Here is a 16,583-nt window from a genome sequence, read left to right on the forward strand (position 1 = left end):
GTGGGGTGGGCGGGGGCGGGGGGTCAGTCGCGGCGGCGGCCCAGGAGGAGGCGGCTGCCGAGCAGGCCCGTGACGAGGCCGGCGCCGAGCAGGCCGGCGGCCGTGCCGCGGGTGGGGCCGGAGTGCACCGTGACCTCGGAGCGGATCACCGCCGGGCCGGGGACGGGGGCGGGTTCCTCCTGCTCGTTCTCGTCCGCGGTGGCGGCCCAGGCCGTGACGAAGAGGATGAACCGGGAGACGAAGAAGGCGAAGACGAGCAGGCCGAGCAGCGGGCCGAAGATCGCCCCGCTCGGCGAGGTGGTGACCGAGGCGAGGTAGAAGGTCATTACCTGCTTGAGCACCTCGAAACCGACCGCGCCCAGCACTGCGGCCTTGGCGGCACTGCGCAGGGTGGCGTGCTCCCGGGGCAGGCGGGCGATCACCCAGAGGAAGATGAACCAGTTGGCCACGAGGCCGAGCACGACCCCGAGCACGGTGAGCAGGACCGCTGCCCAGCCCTGGTCGGCCAGCCCGACGAGCCGGAGCAGGGTGGCGGCGAACCCCGACGCCAGCCCGGTGATGGCGAACGAACCGACCAGCGCCAGCCCGAGACCGATCAGCGTGAGCAGGTCGAAGAAGATGCGCTTGGGCAGGGCGGGGGTGGCCGGTACCTGTCCCCACTGCTCCGACAGCGCCTCCCGCAGGTTGGACATCCAGCCGATGCCGGAGTACAGCGCCGCGAGCAGACCGACCGCCCCGACGGCGTTGCGTGACGCGATCGCCCCGTCGATGATCGGGTTGATCACGCCCTCCAACCCGGCAGGCACGTTCTTGGAGATCCCCGCCTGGAGCTGCGCCAGCAGCTCGGGACGGAAGAACAGCACGTAGCCGGCGGCGGCGAACGCGACCATCACGAGCGGGACCAGCGACAGCACGCTGAAGTACGTGATGGCGGCGGCGTAGTGGTCGCCGTGGCGGTCGGTGTAGCGCCCGCCCGCGCGCACGAGATGGTCGATCCACCTGTGGCGCGCCCGCAGCTTCTCGAGCCTCGACGGCCCTGCTGCTTTCGCCTTCGCTGCGGGGGCGGCCACGCGCCTCACCTCATCCTGTCGGTGGCAGGAACCCGATCTTCTCGTGGACGGCGGCCAGCGTGGCCCCGGCGACCTCCCGCGCCCTTGCGGCGCCGCGGGCGAGCACCCGGTCGAGCTCCGCCGGGTCGTCCAGATACGTGCGTACCCGATCCTGCAGCGGATCAACGAAGTCCGCGACGACGTCGGCGAGATCCTTCTTCAGGTCGCCGTAGCCCTTGCCGGCGTACTCCGCCTCGAGCTCGGAGATCTTGCGGTCGGTGAGGGCGGAGTAGATGGTCAGGAGGTTGGAGACGCCGGGCTTTGCCTCCGGGTCGAACCGGATCTCCCGCTCGGTGTCGGTGACTGCGGAGCGGATCTTCTTCGCGCTCACCTTGGGGTCGTCGAGCAGCTCGACGATCCCGGACGGGCTCGATGCCGACTTGCTCATCTTCGCCGTGGGGTCCTGCAGGTCCTGGATCTTGGCGGCCCCGGAGAGGATGTAGGGCTGCGGCACCGTGAGCGCCTTGCCGAAGCGGGAGTTGAACCGCTGGGCGAGATCGCGGGTGAGCTCCACGTGCTGGCGCTGGTCCTCGCCCACCGGCACCCGTTCGGGCTGGTAGAGCAGGATGTCGGAGGCCTGCAGGATCGGGTAGGTGAACAGGCCGACGGTGACCCGCTCGTCGGAGCCCTGCCGCGCCGACTTGTCCTTGAACTGTGTCATCCGGCTGGCCTCACCGAAGCCGGTGATGCAGCCCAGTACCCACTCCAGCTGCGTGTGCTCGGAGACGTGGGACTGCACGAAGATCGTGCACCGGTCGGGGTCGAGGCCGAGAGCCAGCAGCTGCGCCACCGAGTTGCGGGTGCGGGCGGCGAGGGTCTTCGGGTCGTGCTCCACGGTGATCGCGTGCAGGTCGGGGACGAAGTAGAACGCGTCGTGGTCGTCCTGCAACGCCACCCACTGCCGGATCGCACCGAGGTAGTTGCCCAGGTGGAACGATTCCGCGGTCGGCTGGATGCCGGAGAGCACCCGCGGGCGGCGGTCGGTGGCTGCGGTCATGCCTCGATTCTCGCAACTGCGGTCCTCGGGGTGACGGGCCGGTGCCCGGCGCCACAGCGATGGGTCAGCCGGCTCCGGCGACGGTGCCCGCGTCGACGAGCCTGCCGATCTCGGCGGCGTCGAGGCCCAGGACCTCGGCGAGGACCTGCTCGCTGTCGCGGCCGAGCTCCGGCGTCTCGCCGGGCGCCCCGTGGTCGCCGTTCCAGCGCAGCGGCGAGCGGGCGGTGATCGCTTCCGCGCCGCTCGGGAGGGACATGTCGGCGAGCACCGGGTGGGCGCCCTGGCGGTGGGCGGCGACCACCTCGGTCATGCCCCGGTAGCGGCCCCAGAGCACCCGGGCGGCGTCGAGCTCCTCGCTGACCCGCGCCAGGTCGCGGGCGGCGAACCACGGCCGCAGGATCGCCGCGATCGTCTCCCGGAGCCGGTAGCGCTCCGACTCGCGGTTGAGGTCGGCCTCCAGTGCCGTCTCCAGCGCGGCGAACACGGCGGCCGTGCCCGTGACCTTGCGCAGCGCGTCCCACTGTCCCTCGGTGAGCGCGACGACCATCACCCGCTGGCCGTCCGAGCAGGCGAAGTCGACGCCGAAGCTGCCGTACACGTGGTTGCCGTGCCGCGGCCGCTCCCGGCCGCGCTCGGCCGCCTCCGACAGCCAGCCCAGGTTGGCGACACCGGCCAGCGCCACGTCCGACAGAGCCAGCTCGATGTACGCGCCCCGCCCCGTGCGCCCCCGGTCGTGCAGGGCGGCGAGCACGGCGGTGGAGATGCTGAGGCCCGCCGTGAAGTCCCAGGCAGGCAGCACGTGGTTGACGGGCGCGCCGCCCTCCTCCGGCCCGGTGATCTGCGGGATCCCCACCTCCGCGTTGACGGTGTAGTCCACCGCGGGACGCCCGTCGGGGTAGCCCTGGACACGCACGTGGATCAGGTCGGAACGGCGGGCGACGAGCACGTCGTTGGCCATCCAGCGGCGCCCGACCACGTTGTCGACGAGCACGCCGCGGTCCGGTCCCGGCGCCGTGACGAGTGCGGTGAGCAGCTCCCGGCCCTCCGCGGAGCGCAGGTCGAGCGCCACCGAGCGCTTCCCCTTGTTCAGCGACGCCCAGTAGTACGACTCGGCCTGCGCACCGCCCGTCCCGTTGCCGGCCACGGGCCAGCGGTGCTGGTCGCTGCCACCGCCGATCGGGTCGACGCGGACGACGTCGGCGCCGAGCTGGGCGAGGGTCATCCCGCCGGTCGGGCCCGCGACGAAGCTCGCGCACTCGACCACGTGCAGGCCCTCGAGCGGGCGGCTCATCCGGTTCCCCTGGTGGTGGACGACAGTTCGGTCCTCGGGTCAGTTCTCGGAGTCGGGCGCCGGCTCCTCACCGGCCGGCTCGACCCGGCGGACCTCGACGGTGCGCTTGTCGAGGTCGATCGGGCCGAGCTCCCACTCCTGCCCGTTGCCGGACTCGCCGGACTCGTCACGGATCTTCTGACCGGGGAAGAGCTCGCCCAGGATGCCCATGGCCCCACGATACGGCCGCCACCCCCGTCGGCGTCCGCTCCGGAGCGGCAGGCGGCGGCCGTCATGCGCCGGTCATCGCCGCGACCGCGGACTCGGCGAGCCCGAGCAGCGCCCGGTCCGTACCGGGCGCGCCGACGAAGCAGAGGCCGGCGGGACGGCCGTCGGCGGTGCGCAGGAGCGGCACCGACACCGCGGGCGTCCCGGCCGCCGACGCGAGGTGGGTCAGCCGCAGCGTCGCCGAGCGCTCGTCCTCGACGGCCCCGCCGCCGTCGGGGAACGGCGCGCCACCTGCCGTCGTCGGGATGACGAGAACCGCGTCGTCGAGCAGGTCCCGGAGCAGGCCGCCTGCCGCCGCCACCGTCTCGCGAGCGGCGCGCGCGGCGTCCTCCGTGAGGGCCTTTCCGACGGCGAAGCGGCCCGCGATGTCGGCACCGAGTGCACCGGGATGGGTGTCGATCCAGCCGCCGTACTCGCGCCACGCCTCGTGGGCCTGCACCGTGCGGAACGCCGTCACCCAGGCGGCAGGCGCGGCGGGGTCGAGATCGACGGCTTCGGCGGCGGCGAGCACGCCGTGGGCGACGAGCCGCTGCCGCACGTCCGAGGCCGCCGCGACGATGTCGGGTGCCACGCCTGCATCGAGTACGGGCAGGACGATCGTGCGGCGTGCCACGGCGCGCCCGGGCAGGTGCGCGAGCAGGACGTCGGCCACCCGTGCCGCCGTGCGCGGCTCGCGGGCCAGCCAGGCGACGGTGTCGAAGGACGGCGCGAGCGGCTGCATCCCCTCGGCGGCCACCGCGCCGTGCGTCGGCCGGAGACCGACCAGCCCCTGGTACGAGGCCGGGACGCGGATCGAGCCCGCGGTGTCGGTGCCGAGGCCGATGTCGACCTGGCCCAGCGCCACCGCAGCGGCCGGTCCGCTGGTCGACCCACCGCTCACCGCGCCGGGAGCGGCGGGGTTGGGCGGCGTCCCGTAGTGCGCGTTCTGGCCGGCCAGGCTGTAGGCGAACTCGTCGGTCCGGGCGATGCCGGCCACGCTCGCCCCGGCGCCTAGCAGCGACTCCACCGCGGCGGCGTGGCGGTCGTGGCGGTCCTGCTCCGCCAGCCAGGTGGGGTTGCCTGCGCCGGTCACCTGCCCGGCCACGGCGAAGAGGTCCTTCACGGCGACCGTGAGCCCGTCGAGCACGCCGGGTGCCGTCGGGCCGACGAGCGGATCGGCGAGGATCCGCCATGTCGATGTGTCCACGGGTGCCGGGCCGCAGTCGTGCTCAGGCGACGTTCTGGGTGGCGACGAACAGCCTGCGCAGGTGCGCCCCTGACGTGATCGGCTCGTACCTGGGCTCCGTTCCCGGGTCGACGCACGTCGGGATGCAGCGGATCTCGGCGTCGTAGTTGGGGTTGTGGAAGAAGATGACCGACTGCCGGCGGCTCCCGGCCACGTCACCCGCGTCGGGGTTGACCACCCGGTGCAGCGTCGAGACCCACCGGTCGTTCGTCCACCTGGCCAGCAGGTCCCCGATGTTGATGACGAACGCGTCCGGAACGATCGGGACGTCGACCCAGTCGCCGTCGGCGTTGCACACCTGGAGCCCGCCTGGCCGGTCCTCCGTGGCGAGGATCGTGAGGCTGCCGTAGTCGGAATGGGCGCCTACCCGCAGCTGTCCGGGCAGCGGCGCCACCTTCGGCTCGGGGTAGTTGCGCACCCGCAACCTGCTGATGGGCTTGTCGATCTTGTCGGCGAAGTAGTCGTCCGGCAGCTCCAACGCCACGGCGAAGATCTCCATGAGCAGCGCTGCCAGGTCGCCCATCGCGCGGTAGTAGGTGCAGTAGATCCTGCGCAGCTCGGCAGGCTCCTCGGGCCAGAGGTTGGGCGCGAAGTGCGTACCCGCCGCGGCCGAGCCGGCGTAGTCGGGGTCGGGCAGGTCGACGGGGCCGATCATGAAGCTCTCGTTGAGGTCGCCTGTCGTGACGGCGGCGTCGCGGGACCGTCCGACCGACTCGCCCTCGATGCCCACGTAGCCCCGCGAGACGTCCGGAGCCGGCCGCCGGACCCGCAGCTTCTCCTCGATCGGGAGATCGAAGAAACGGCGGGTGACGTCGCCGATCTGGGCGAGCCTGCGCTCGGGGACACCGTGGCCGGAGATGACGAGGAAACCGATGTCGCGACAGGCGGCGTCCACCGCGGCGGCCACTGCCGCGCGGTCAGCCGGGCTCCCGTTCCGGAAGGGGGCGATGTCGATCAGGGGTACGGACAGCAGCGTCATGCGGTTCCTCCTGGTCGGTGCAGGACCGGCAGACCCCGGGTGAACGAGGGACGGCCGTTCTTGAGTCCCCAGCAGGCGGGGGCCACGCGAGCGACGGCGCCGGCCTCGTCGGCCGCGTCGAGGCACACGAGGTCGGCGCGGGCTCCTGGCCGGATGCCGTAGTCCGGTGCGCGCAGGACCCGCGCGGCGCTCGTCGTGACCAGTTCCAGGCATTCCCGCAGCTGCGCGCGACTGCCCGCGTGGCAGACGTTGGCGTAGAGGTTCGCCATCCGGACGAGAGAGCCGTCACCGAACGGTGTGAAGGCGTTGAGCACGTTGTTCGTGGCCACCGAGCACGTCGCACCGCCCGCCAGCAGCGGCCCGAGAGGCACCACCCCACGTGGCCTGGCGGCGCCGGCGGCGCGGCCCATCAGGAAGAGGTCGGTCGCGGGCAGCACGGTCATCGCCACCCCGGACCCGGCCACGAGCTCGCACAGGGCGGCGTACTCGGCGGGCGGCACCAGGGAGAGCTGCGTGACGTGCCCGACCGTCACCCGCCCCTCCCAGCCCTGCGCGACGGTGCGCTTGCAGACATCGGCCAGCTGCATCCCCTCGGCGGTCTCGGCGAGGTCGAGGTGCAGGTCGACGTCCACGTCGTAGCGGCGGGCGAGCTCGAACACGCGGTCGAGCTGGCCCGAGGGGTCGACGTCGGCGTACGGCGCACCTCCGACCACCGGCGCGCCCCGTTCGAGCGCCTCGACGAGCAACGCGTCGGTGCCCGCGGAGTCGGTGAGCCCTTCCTGCGCGAAGACGCAGACCTGCACGTCCACGGCCCAGGCGAGATCCGCGGCCAGCCGGTGCACGGCGTCGAGCCCGCGCAGGCCCACCACGGGATCGACCTCGACGTGGGTGCGGACCCGCGTGGTGCCGTGCCGGACGCAGTCCTCCAGCGTGGCGCGCGCCCGCTCGTAGACGTCGTCCTCCGTGAACGCGGCCTTGATCCGCGCCGTCTCCCGGATCGCCTCGGCCAGCGTGCCCTCGGTCTGCACGCAGCGGTCGGCGGTGCGCGACTTGTCCAGGTGCAGGTGCGTGTCCACCAGCCCCGGCACCACCAGGCGGCCGCCCGCGTCCAGCTCGGGGCACTCGGCGTCGAGGTGGTGCTCGACGGCGACGATGCGCCCGGCCTCGATCCCGATGTCGACCGGCGCCGCGCCGCCGTCCGGCGTCCGGGCCCGGCGCACCACCAGCTCCAGCATCGCGCTCCCGTCCGGACGGCGACGCTCCTGGCGCGTTCGCCCCGTCCACGGTAGGAGTTTTCCCGGAAACCGCGCGCGACCTGATGTAACCGGCACGTGAAAAGACCACGCTCATCGGGAGGAATGGCATCACGCCCCGGAGTCGTCCATTGTTCAGGAATCGACCGGTCGGCGCGGAAGCCATTCCTCCCGAAAGCGACGACCCGCGTCAGGCGGAGGTCAGCGGAATCAGCCGGGGACCCGGCCGCTCCGCAGGCACCACGCGGGCCACGGGCTCGAGGTAGGTGGTGCTGCGCTGCCGCACCGGCCGTCCCGCCTTCTCCGCGATCGCCGCCAGCTCGGTGACGGTGCGCGCCGAGCCGTTCTCCGAGCCCGCCATCCGGCTGATCGTCTCCTCCATGAGCGTGCCGCCCATGTCGTCGGCGCCGCCCTGCAGGATCTGTGCAGAGAGGTCGTCGCCGAGCTTCACCCACGAGCACTGCACGTGGTCGATGCGCCCGTGCAGGGCGAGGCGGGCGAACGCGTGCACGGCGCGGTTGTCCCGCGTGGTGGGTCCGGGCCGGGCGATGCCCGCGAGGTAGATCGGCGCGTTGTGGTGCACGAACGGGAGCGGCACGAACTCCGTGAACGACGCGCCGCCCGCCTCGCGCGACCTGTCCTGCTGGACGGCGAGCGTGCGCAGGTGGCCGAGCCAGTGCCGCGGCTCGTCGACGTGGCCGTACATCATCGTGGACGACGACGGGATGCCGAGCCGGTGGGCGGTGCCCACCACCTCCAGCCACTGCGCCGCGGGCAGCTTGCCCTTCGTGAGCACCCAGCGCACCTCGTCGTCGAGGATCTCGGCCGCGGTGCCCGGGATCGAGCCGAGCCCCGCGTCGCGCAGCTCGGTGAGCCACTCCTCGATCGAGACGCCGGCCTTCGCCGCCGCGCTGACGATCTCCATCGGGCTGAACGCGTGCACGTGCATGTCCGGCACGGCGGCCTTCACGGCGCGCACCAGGTCGGCGTAGAAGGTGACCGGCAGCTGCGGGTCGATGCCGCCCTGCATGCAGACCTCGGTGGCACCGTCCTGCGCGGCCTCCACGGCACGGGCGGCCACCTCGTCGAGCGACAGCCGGAACGCGTCGGCGTCGCGCTCGCGCTGGGCGAACGCGCAGAACCGGCAGCCGACGTAGCAGACGTTCGAGAAGTTGATGTTCCGGTTGACGACGTACGACACCGGCTCGCCCACCACGTCGGCGCGCAGCTGGTCGGCGAGCCGCGTGAGCTCCTCGAGCGCGCGGCCGTCCGCGGTGAGCACCGCCATCGCGGCTGCCTCGTGGGCCGGGTCGAGCAGCGCCGCCGGGTCGGAGGCGGCGAGCACGAGCCCGGCACGGACGTCGGAGTCGAGCCGCTCCGGCGCCGACTGCTGGTGGGCCGCCAGCTCGGACCGCAGCTCGTTCCAGTCGCCGTACACCGACTCGAAGTCGCCGCGGCGGTCCTCGGTGCGTCCCTCGGTGTCGATCTCGGTGTTCAGGTCGATCCGGCCGGACGACTCGAACCCGCCGTCGGGCTCCTGCCACGGCCGCCCCTGCACCGCCGCGCTCGCGTTGGCGAGTCCCGTCTCCGGGTCGGCGAGCGCCGCGACGTGCGCGTGCAGCCGCGTGTCGATCCACGGCGAGCCCGCCAGCACGTACTTCGGGTAGGCGGTGAGCCGCTCCCGCAGGGTGAACCCGGCCGCGGCGGAGCGGACGGCCAGCTCGTCGATCGCGGGCCACGGCCGCTCGGGGTTGACGTGGTCGGCCGTGACGGGCGAGACGCCGCCCCAGTCGTCGATGCCCGCGCGGAGCATGAGCGCGAACTCCTCGCCGACGAGGTTGGGCGGAGCCTGCACGCGCATCTTCGGGCCGAGCACCACGCGGGCGACGGCGATGGTGGCCGCCAGGTCCTCGAGATCGGCGTCGGGGTCGTTCGCCATGGCGGTGTCGGGCTTGGCACGGAAGTTCTGGATGATCACTTCCTGGATGTGGCCGTGTGCCCTGGCCGCCGAGCGGATCGCGAAGATCGACTCGGCCCGCTCGGTGCGGTTCTCCCCGATCCCGATCAGGATCCCGGTGGTGAACGGGACGCCCACCCGCCCGGCGTCGGTCAGAGTGCGGAGCCGGACCGCGGGGTCCTTGTCCGGGCTCCCGTAGTGGGGGCCGCCGGGCTCGGACCACAGGCGCGTGGCCGTGGTCTCCAGCATCATGCCCATGCTCGGGGCCACCGGCTTGAGCCGCGTCAGCTCCGCCCAGCTCAGCACGCCGGGGTTGAGGTGCGGGAGCAGGCCCGTCTCCTCCAGCACGGCGATCGCGCAGGCCCGCACGTAGTCGAGCGTGGAGCCGTAGCCACGCGCCTCGAGCCACTCCTTGGCGGCGGGCCAGCGGTCCTCCGGGCGGTCGCCGAGGGTGAACAGGGCTTCCTTGCACCCCGCAGCCGCGCCCGCCCTGGCGATCTCCAGCACCTCGTCGCGTTCCAGGAACGCGGACGGAACGCGATGCGGCACCGTGGCGAATGTGCAGTAGTGGCAGCGGTCGCGACAGAGCCTGGTGAGGGGGATGAAGACCTTGCGGGAGTAGGTGACCACGCCGGGTCGGCCCTCGGCGACCAGGCCGGCGTCCCGCACCCGGGACGCGGCGGCCAATAGCTCGTCGAGCTCCTCCCCGCGTGCGGCCAGCAGCACGGCTGCCTCGGTGACGTCGAGCGCGGCACCGTCACGGACCCGGCGCAGCGCTCGACGCAGGGCGGAGGCAGAGACCGGCAACTCCGGCACGCTCACGAAATCAGACACTCCTGAACAGTAGGTCGCAGAATCGGAGCGGTCGACCGACGGTGCCTGCGGCCGGGGTGACGGGCGCCACCCCGCTCCCGGGTGAGGAAAGCCCGGCCCTCACCTCACCGCCGCGGCCAGCTGCGCCACCAGGGAGTCGATGACGCTGGGCAGGCTCAGCACGGTGCCCCAGGTCCACGCCGCGGAGACCATCGGGTCCTCCACGAAGATCGAGCGCCCGGCCCGGACCACGCCCAGCTGGGAGTACAGCGGAGCGGCCTCCACCTCCGGTCGCACCTCCGGGCTGAAACCCGTGTTCCACAACAGCACGTCGCGGTCGAGCAGACCCATCTGCTCGTCGCTGATCGTCGCGCCGTCCTGGTCACCGGCGAGCTGACCGATCTCCGGCGGGATCGTGAAGCCGAGAGCGGCGACCAGCTGGGAGCGTTGGTCGTTGGGCGACCGGACGAAGGACAGCCCCGGCTCGTTGCGCTCGGCGACCACGGCGCTGCGCCCCTCGAACTGCGGATGTGCGGCGCGGGCGGCGGCGAGCCGGGCGTCGATCCCGGCGATGAGCTCGTCGGCGCGTTCCGGACGGCCGAGCGCCCGGCCGGCGAGCCGCGTGTACTCCTGCCACGGCGCCCCCCACTCGGGAAACCCGGCGGGCGGCCCGACGGTCGGCGCGATGCGCGAAAGCGTCTCGTACTGGGTGGCGTCCATGCCGGTGTAGAGCCCGATGATCAGGTCGGGAGCCATCGCGGCGATCTCCTCGTACCGGTACTCGGGGGTGCCGGTGAAGGTGCCACGGTTCATCACCACCGGCTGCGCGTCGCCCAGCTCGTCCTGCGCCCACGGCCAGGTGGCGTAGGGGTGGTCGCCGTACCAGTCGGTGACCCCGACCGGGCGGACGCCGAGCGCGAGCACCGGGTCCTGGTCGCTGTACCCGACGGTGACGACCCGCTGGGGCGCGGCGGGGATCCGGGTCGTCCCGTTGCGGTGCTCCACGCTGAGCGGGAAGCCGCCCGTGCCGGACGCCGGGGACGCCCCGGTCGCGCTGTCGGTGGCCCCGCCGCAGGCCGTCACCAGCCCGAGCGCGCCCAGCGCACCCGCGCCGGTCAGCAGCCTCCGGCGCGTGATGCGGCCGAGAACGGGTTCGCGAAGTGTGGCGGGCACGGGGCCTCCAGGGCAGATCATCGGGGCGGCTCAGAGGATAACCCGATTCGTCACGATCGCCCGGATGCCTGCCCGCCTCACCGGGGGCGGACCTCCCGGGCCCACGCCGCCAGGCCGCGGGCGAAACCCTCGAGGTCGCGCGGGGAGAGGTCGCCGAGCGCGGCGATCAGTGGCGCGGAGCGCTCGGCGACGACGCCTTGCACGACCTCACGCCAGTCGTCGGAGATGCTGACCAGAGTGCGTCTGCGGTTGTCCGGATCCTCCCGGCGGGCGACGACCCCGGCCCGGCTCAGGTCGCCGACCAGTTCGCTGGCCGTCGAGAGCGACACCCCTATCCGGCCCGCCAGTTCGGTGACGCTCAGCGGTGGCGACGGAGCGAGCTGGGCCAGCACGCCGCCGTGCCGGGCGGTCAGCCGGTGCTCGGCGAACAGCACGGCGAGCGCCTGCGGAACCTCGGCGGCCTCGCGCCGGAAGTACGCCCCGATCTGCGGGATGTACCCCAGCACCTGCGCCACCTGGTCCCCGCTCGGCAACTCGTCCTTGTCGGCCACGAGCCCAGCGTATAAGGTTCGTATATCCAAAGTGTTTGTTAATCCGAAGTAACGGCATCGGAGGACCGAGATGGCCAGGCCCGATCAGCAGGCCCTCGCCCCGCCCCTTCCCCGACCCCCGTTCACCGATCCGATCCCGGGTACCTGGCTCTATCTCGGGCTCAGCGTCGATCCGAGGACGATCGGCCCCAGGGTGCGCCGCAGCGCCGAGCGCGCCCGGATGATCGCGCGCTGCCACGCGCTGCTCGACGACGCGGGCGTCGGTGACCAGGGCGGTCTCGCGGACGCGACCGTGCTTGAGACGGTTCTGATCCCGCCGATCAGCGAGGTCCCGCGGTTCGACGTGGTGGTGCTCGCCCGCGCCGTCGTCGGACCGGACGATGCTGCGCCGCTCGCGGCGCTCCGGGCCGGGTTCGAGGCCGACGGCATTCCGGTGGTGCAGGCGATGACCGCGCACAACGTGCGCCGCTTCGGCGACACCGAGCGCACCCGGGACGCGACGTTCCTGCTCAACCACTTCACCGCTGCCGATGCAGACGATGCGCAGGCGGCCTGGGACGACATCTCCGGCTGGTACGCCGGGGTGCTCGGGGTGGACAACTCCACCCTGCTGCGCCCGGAGCCCGACGCCCCCTATGCGCTGGTCAACTACGTGCGGCTGCCCGGTCCCCCGCTGTCGTTCCTGCTGCGCCAGCTCGTCTCCCCCAGCTACTACGGCCAGGTCCGGGCGCGGCTGCGGGCCCATGAGATGACGTTCCTCCCACTGCTGCTGCGCCCGGCGTGACCGGTCACCGAAGGAGAAGCACGTGAAGCTGGTGGTGTTCGGGGCGAACGGCCCCACCGGACGGCTGCTCACCCAGCAGGCCCTCGACGAGGGACACACGGTCACAGCCGTGACCAGGCGGCCCGACGAGTTCCCGCTGACGGCGCCGCAGCTGCGCGTGAGCGGCGGCGATGCTCTCGACCCGGCCGCGGTCGCCCGCGCGGTGGCAGGCCAGGACCGGGTGATCTCGACACTGGGCGTCCCGTACACCAAGGAGCCGGTCACGACGTTCTCGCAGGGCACCCGCAACATCGCGGAAGCGATGAGCCGGCACGGCCTGCGCCGGCTGGTCTGCGTCAGCTCCATCGGCGTGCACACCGACATTCCGCCGGAGATGACGTTCCTCTTCCGCAGGGTCGTCGGGCCGGTCCTGCTCAGCATGGGACGGTCCGTCTACGAGGACGTTCGCCGCATGGAGCAGATCGTCCGCGCCACCGATCTCGACTGGACGATCGTGCGGCCCTCAGGGCTGTTCGACACCGCCGCCGTCAGCGACTACGGCGTCATGGTCGCTCCGCAGCGGGTGACCGGAATGTTCACCTCCCGCGCCGACCTGGCCGACCTCCTTCTCCGCGAAGCCGTCGACGACCGGCACGTGCGCACCTGCATCGAGGTGACCACCACCCAGGGCACCCCCAACTATCTGAAGGTGTTCGTCAAAGAGGCGCTCCACATCGGCGGGTGACGCGCCCCGGCCGCGTCATGGACACATATCGCTGCTGCACCGGCGCCGCCGACAGCCAGATGTGTCCATATGTCTGTGGTGCTCGCCCACCGCGCCCGCCTACGCGACGTCCGCCGGCTCTCCGCCGGTGACAGCCAGCAGCTCGGCATAGGTGCTGGGGAACACGGCGTGCGGGATGCCGCCTGCCGCCCAGACCTCGTCGAAGCTCTCCAGATCCCGGTCGACGAGCGTGCGCAGCGGTGCCGGGTGCCCGACCGGCGCCACCCCGCCGATGGGCTGCCCGGTGGCCTCGCGCACGAACTCCGGAGACGCCCGGCGTACCCGTTCCACCCCGAGGAGCGCCGCGACCTTGGCCGTGTCCACCCGGTGCGCGCCGGAGGTGAGCACGAGCAGCGGGACGCCGCCGGACATCTCGAAGACCAGGGAGTTGGCGATCTGCCCCACCTCGACGCCCAGCGCCGCCGCGGCGGCCGCGGCGGTGGTGGCGGCGTCCGGCAGCACCCGCAGCCGGGCGATCCGGGACGGGTCGGCGCCGCCCGCGGTGAGGGCGGCCACCACGAGGTCGATGTTGCGGTGGGTGGCGGTGCTCATGGCCGCATCCCATCACGCCGGGCGGCGAGCGAGCGACCCCATTGCAGCAAAGCCACTTTCATGCCACGAGGTTGCGTCAAAGTGGCTTTGCTGCAACCCGGGAGCCGCTCAGCCCGGGTCCTCCGCGATCCGGGTGCCGGTGAGCTGACGGCCGTCGGACGCGCGCAGCAGGCAGATGACGTCGCGGCCCGTGAAGCTGGACGAGGAGTCGGCCCTCGTCTCGAACGACGCCTGCGACGGCACGAGGGACGCGACCTCGAGCCGGTCCTTGTCCGGCCCGGCGACCAGCCCCGAGTCGAACACCAGCGAGCACGCCTGCCCCGCGTAGCCGGCGAGCTGGTCGCGCCCGGGATACGGCAGCTCGCGCTGGGTGCCGAACGGGTCGAAGGTCTGGAAGATCTCGAGATCGTGCGGGCCGTCGCAGCTCACCGTGGAGCCGATGGGGAACGCCCGGCCCGGCGCCAGCTGCCCCTGCAGACAGGCCCGGGACATGGAGCCGAAGACCGGCACGTCACCGCCCTGGCCGTAGGTCAGTGTGGTGACGGCGGGGCCGGCCGGGGCGAAGACGCCCGCTCCGGCCAGTGCGAACCCGCCCACCAGACCCAGCACCAGGCCCAGCACCAGCGCGGCCACCGGCCACCCCCACCGGCGGGACGCGGTGGCGGACGCGGCCTGGGTGGTCGGTGGACCGCCGAACATCGGCGCGGTCTCCGAGCCCGTCGAGGCCAGCAGGGCAGCAGCCTGGACGCCGGTGAGCCGGGCCTGCGGGGACCGCTGCAGCAACCCCGCGATGACCGCTCCGAGCGGCCCGCGGGTGCGGGCGGCCGGCACGTCGGCGTGCAGCACGGCGGAGATCGTGGCCGCCGCCGTCTCCCGGGCGAACGGGCCGGCGCCGTGCAGGGCGTGGAACAGCGTCGCGCCAGCCGCCCACAGGTCGGCGGCCGGAGTGGCCTGCGCCCCCTCCAGCCGCTCCGGCGACATGTAACCGGGTGACCCGATGACCGAGCCCGTGGTGGTCAGCCCCGGGTCGTCGACGGCCTGGGCGATCCCGAAGTCGGCCAGCCGCACGCGGCCGTTCGGGCCGAGCATGACGTTGCTGGGCTTGACGTCGCGGTGCACCACGCCGTTGTCGTGCGCGGCCCGCAACGCGCTCAGCAGCTGCTGGGCCACGGTGGTGGCCGTCCGCTCGTCGAGTGGCCCCTGCCTGGCCACCACCTCGGCGAGGGTGGGGGCCTCCACCAGCTCCATGACGATGTGGTCGACCCCGTCGTCGGTGACCACGTCGTAGACGGTGACGATGCCGGGGTCGTTGAGCCGCCCGGCCGTGCGCGCCTCCCGCAGCAGCCGCTCCCGGAACGAGCGTCGCTCCTGGAGGCCGAGGCCGTCGGGCAGGTGCAGCTCCTTCACCGCCACCTGCCGGCCCATCACCCGGTCCTCGGCACGCCACACGATCCCCATGCCGCCGCGGCCGAGCTCGCCCAGCACCACGTAGCGACCCCCGATCAGGCGGGTCGGGCTGACCGGGGTCATGACCCGTACACCACGGTGACGGGGGCATGGTCCGACCAGCGCTCGCCGTGGCTCGCGGCCCGCTCCACCACCGCGGAGACGGCACGGGCGGCCAGCCCGGGCGTCCCGACGTGGTGGTCGATGCGCCAGCCCGCGTCGTTGTCGAAGGCGCGGCCCCGGTAGGACCACCACGAGTACGGGCCATCGACGCCTGGCTGCAGCGCCCGCACGACGTCCACCCACCCGCAGGCGAACAGGGCCGCCATCCACTCCCGCTCGTGGGGCAGGAACCCGGAGTTCTTGACGTTGCCACGCCAGTTGCGGATGTCGGCCTCGGTGGGCGCGATGTTCCAGTCGCCGCAGACCAGCACCTCGCGGTCCTCGGCGGCCGCCTTCTCCCGCCGCTCGGCGAGGTAGGTGGCGAACAGGGCGAGGAAGCGGTCCTTCTCCTCCTGCCGCGGCGTGCCGACGGTGCCGTTGGGCAGGTACAGCGACGCGACCGTGACGCCGGGCAGGTCGACCTCCAGGTAACGACCGGACCCGTCGAACTCCGCGGCGCCGATGCCCACCCGCACGGCGTCCGGCGGCTCCCGGGTGAGCACCGCGACGCCGTTGCGGCCGCGGGCGCTGTCACACGGGGCGTAGGCGAGGTGCCAGCCGTCGAGAATCGCAGGCGGTATCTCGTCGAGCTGCGCGCGGGTCTCCTGGAGGCACACGACGTCGGCCGAGGTGCCGGCCAACCACCGGAGCAGCCCCTTCGCCGCGGCCGCCCGTACCCCGTTGACGTTGACCGAGCTGACGGTGCGCACGCCCGCAGCGTCCCTCAGGCGCAGTTCGTACCCGGCAACGGGGTCAGGAACTGGCTCGCCGCCCACCGGTTGCCCTCGAGCTGCCGGAAGCCGTTGGTGATGATCCGGGTGCCGTCGACGCGGTCGCCTCGGACGAGCGTCTGGACGAGGGCGGAGTCGGCGCTGGGCTCGGTGCGCACGTTCAGCTCGTCGGCGGCCACCTCGAGCTGGCAGCCGGTGGACCCGTCGGCGCTGGTACGCAGCTCGTCGAGGCCGCCGCGGTCGATGATCGCGACGAGCGCGAGCACCACGCCGGCGAACACCACGAAGGTCCAGCCGCGGAACGTCTTCTTCTCGAGCTTCGGAACCTTGAACCTTGCCACGGCCATGTCTCCCGGGGGACGGTGGTGTGCACCAACGGTAGCGGAACGACCACCCGGATCCCACCGACGATCTTCGGCGATTGTGACGTCGTCCGGTCTGATCGTCGTGTCCCCGACTCGATCCCACAGGCGTCCGGAACAGGGGATAGCGTGTCGGGAAAGGAGCATCGCGCTCCGCCGTCCAGGTCC

General features: G+C 72.8%; 16 protein-coding genes. 2 read left to right on the top strand and 14 right to left on the bottom strand.

The window, feature by feature from the left end; all coding sequences use genetic code 11:
• Positions 1–23 precede the first annotated feature (23 nt).
• From yhjD to ACQPZA_RS32180, 10 genes are all read right to left on the bottom strand, one after another.
• Positions 24–1,070 carry an inner membrane protein YhjD gene (gene yhjD, locus ACQPZA_RS32135; protein WP_433275799.1) on the bottom strand — a complete coding sequence of 349 codons (1,047 nt, stop codon included), beginning with the start codon at positions 1,068–1,070 and terminating at the stop codon, positions 24–26.
• 10 nt (positions 1,071–1,080) lie between these two features.
• A complete protein-coding gene (gene trpS / locus ACQPZA_RS32140; protein ID WP_433275800.1) occupies positions 1,081–2,106 on the bottom strand; it encodes a tryptophan--tRNA ligase in 1,026 nt (341 codons plus the stop codon).
• A 64-nt stretch (positions 2,107–2,170) separates the two neighbouring features.
• A complete protein-coding gene (locus ACQPZA_RS32145) occupies positions 2,171–3,397 on the bottom strand; it encodes a CoA transferase (protein ID WP_433275801.1) in 1,227 nt (408 codons plus the stop codon).
• Between the two features lie 39 nt (positions 3,398–3,436).
• Entirely contained in the window at positions 3,437–3,607 is a 171-nt protein-coding gene (locus tag ACQPZA_RS32150; RefSeq protein ID WP_169398779.1) for a hypothetical protein, read from the bottom strand.
• Positions 3,608–3,668: 61 nt separating this feature from the next.
• Entirely contained in the window at positions 3,669–4,850 is a 1,182-nt protein-coding gene (locus ACQPZA_RS32155; protein ID WP_433275803.1) for an amidase family protein, read from the bottom strand.
• Between the two features lie 22 nt (positions 4,851–4,872).
• Positions 4,873–5,868, bottom strand: a complete 996-nt coding sequence (locus ACQPZA_RS32160; RefSeq protein WP_433275805.1) for an isopenicillin N synthase family dioxygenase — start codon at positions 5,866–5,868, stop codon at positions 4,873–4,875.
• Positions 5,865–7,103 carry an amidohydrolase family protein gene (locus ACQPZA_RS32165; RefSeq protein ID WP_433275807.1) on the bottom strand — a complete coding sequence of 413 codons (1,239 nt, stop codon included), beginning with the start codon at positions 7,101–7,103 and terminating at the stop codon, positions 5,865–5,867. Before ACQPZA_RS32165 ends, ACQPZA_RS32160 begins: the two co-directional genes overlap by 4 nt.
• Positions 7,104–7,311: 208 nt before the next feature.
• Positions 7,312–9,912 (bottom strand): bifunctional FO biosynthesis protein CofGH, encoded by a 2,601-nt coding sequence (locus ACQPZA_RS32170; protein WP_433275809.1) that lies wholly within the window; start codon positions 9,910–9,912, stop codon positions 7,312–7,314.
• A 99-nt stretch (positions 9,913–10,011) separates the two neighbouring features.
• The gene (locus tag ACQPZA_RS32175; RefSeq protein ID WP_433275810.1) at positions 10,012–11,064 is read right to left on the bottom strand and encodes an iron-siderophore ABC transporter substrate-binding protein; all 1,053 of its coding nucleotides are present in this window, start codon (positions 11,062–11,064) and stop codon (positions 10,012–10,014) included.
• Between the two features lie 77 nt (positions 11,065–11,141).
• Complete coding sequence (locus tag ACQPZA_RS32180) at positions 11,142–11,615, bottom strand: MarR family winged helix-turn-helix transcriptional regulator (RefSeq protein ID WP_433275812.1); 474 nt, start codon at positions 11,613–11,615, stop codon at positions 11,142–11,144.
• Between the two features lie 70 nt (positions 11,616–11,685).
• On the opposite strand from ACQPZA_RS32180, the gene ACQPZA_RS32185 reads away from it, so the two are divergent.
• Positions 11,686–12,399 (top strand): hypothetical protein, encoded by a 714-nt coding sequence (locus tag ACQPZA_RS32185; protein WP_433275814.1) that lies wholly within the window; start codon positions 11,686–11,688, stop codon positions 12,397–12,399.
• 22 nt (positions 12,400–12,421) lie between these two features.
• Positions 12,422–13,123 (top strand): NAD(P)-dependent oxidoreductase, encoded by a 702-nt coding sequence (locus tag ACQPZA_RS32190; RefSeq protein WP_433275815.1) that lies wholly within the window; start codon positions 12,422–12,424, stop codon positions 13,121–13,123.
• 99 nt (positions 13,124–13,222) lie between these two features.
• On the opposite strand, the gene ACQPZA_RS32195 is transcribed toward ACQPZA_RS32190, so the two are convergent.
• The 4 genes from ACQPZA_RS32195 to ACQPZA_RS32210 all read right to left on the bottom strand — a co-directional run bounded on the left by ACQPZA_RS32195 (position 13,223) and on the right by ACQPZA_RS32210 (position 16,394).
• Positions 13,223–13,714 carry a YbaK/EbsC family protein gene (locus ACQPZA_RS32195; protein WP_169398772.1) on the bottom strand — a complete coding sequence of 164 codons (492 nt, stop codon included), beginning with the start codon at positions 13,712–13,714 and terminating at the stop codon, positions 13,223–13,225.
• 108 nt (positions 13,715–13,822) lie between these two features.
• On the bottom strand, positions 13,823–15,244 hold the full coding sequence (locus ACQPZA_RS32200) for a serine/threonine-protein kinase (protein WP_433275817.1): 1,422 nt from the start codon (positions 15,242–15,244) through the stop codon (positions 13,823–13,825).
• Positions 15,241–16,032 (bottom strand): exodeoxyribonuclease III, encoded by a 792-nt coding sequence (locus ACQPZA_RS32205; RefSeq protein WP_433275819.1) that lies wholly within the window; start codon positions 16,030–16,032, stop codon positions 15,241–15,243. Before ACQPZA_RS32205 ends, ACQPZA_RS32200 begins: the two co-directional genes overlap by 4 nt.
• A gap of 14 nt (positions 16,033–16,046) precedes the next feature.
• Positions 16,047–16,394 (bottom strand): SH3 domain-containing protein, encoded by a 348-nt coding sequence (locus ACQPZA_RS32210; protein ID WP_433275821.1) that lies wholly within the window; start codon positions 16,392–16,394, stop codon positions 16,047–16,049.
• Positions 16,395–16,583: the final 189 nt, after the last annotated feature.

Origin of the sequence: Pseudonocardia xinjiangensis (assembly GCF_050948425.1) — a bacterium.
In the GTDB taxonomy this organism is placed as follows: Bacteria; Actinomycetota; Actinomycetes; order Mycobacteriales; family Pseudonocardiaceae; genus Pseudonocardia; species Pseudonocardia xinjiangensis.

What these genes read in the sequence shown, in the direction of transcription:
- trpS (WP_433275800.1), bottom strand. Translation starts at nt 2,106, where the DNA reads ATGACCGCAGCCACCGACCGCCGCCCGCGGGTGCTCTCCGGCATCCAG.
- ACQPZA_RS32195 (WP_169398772.1), bottom strand. Translation starts at nt 13,714, where the DNA reads ATGAGCACCGCCACCCACCGCAACATCGACCTCGTGGTGGCCGCCCTC.
- ACQPZA_RS32145 (WP_433275801.1), bottom strand. Translation starts at nt 3,397, where the DNA reads ATGAGCCGCCCGCTCGAGGGCCTGCACGTGGTCGAGTGCGCGAGCTTC.
- ACQPZA_RS32160 (WP_433275805.1), bottom strand. Translation starts at nt 5,868, where the DNA reads ATGACGCTGCTGTCCGTACCCCTGATCGACATCGCCCCCTTCCGGAAC.
- ACQPZA_RS32150 (WP_169398779.1), bottom strand. Translation starts at nt 3,607, where the DNA reads ATGGGCATCCTGGGCGAGCTCTTCCCCGGTCAGAAGATCCGTGACGAG.
- ACQPZA_RS32165 (WP_433275807.1), bottom strand. Translation starts at nt 7,103, where the DNA reads ATGCTGGAGCTGGTGGTGCGCCGGGCCCGGACGCCGGACGGCGGCGCG.
- ACQPZA_RS32200 (WP_433275817.1), bottom strand. Translation starts at nt 15,244, where the DNA reads ATGACCCCGGTCAGCCCGACCCGCCTGATCGGGGGTCGCTACGTGGTG.
- ACQPZA_RS32185 (WP_433275814.1), top strand. Translation starts at nt 11,686, where the DNA reads ATGGCCAGGCCCGATCAGCAGGCCCTCGCCCCGCCCCTTCCCCGACCC.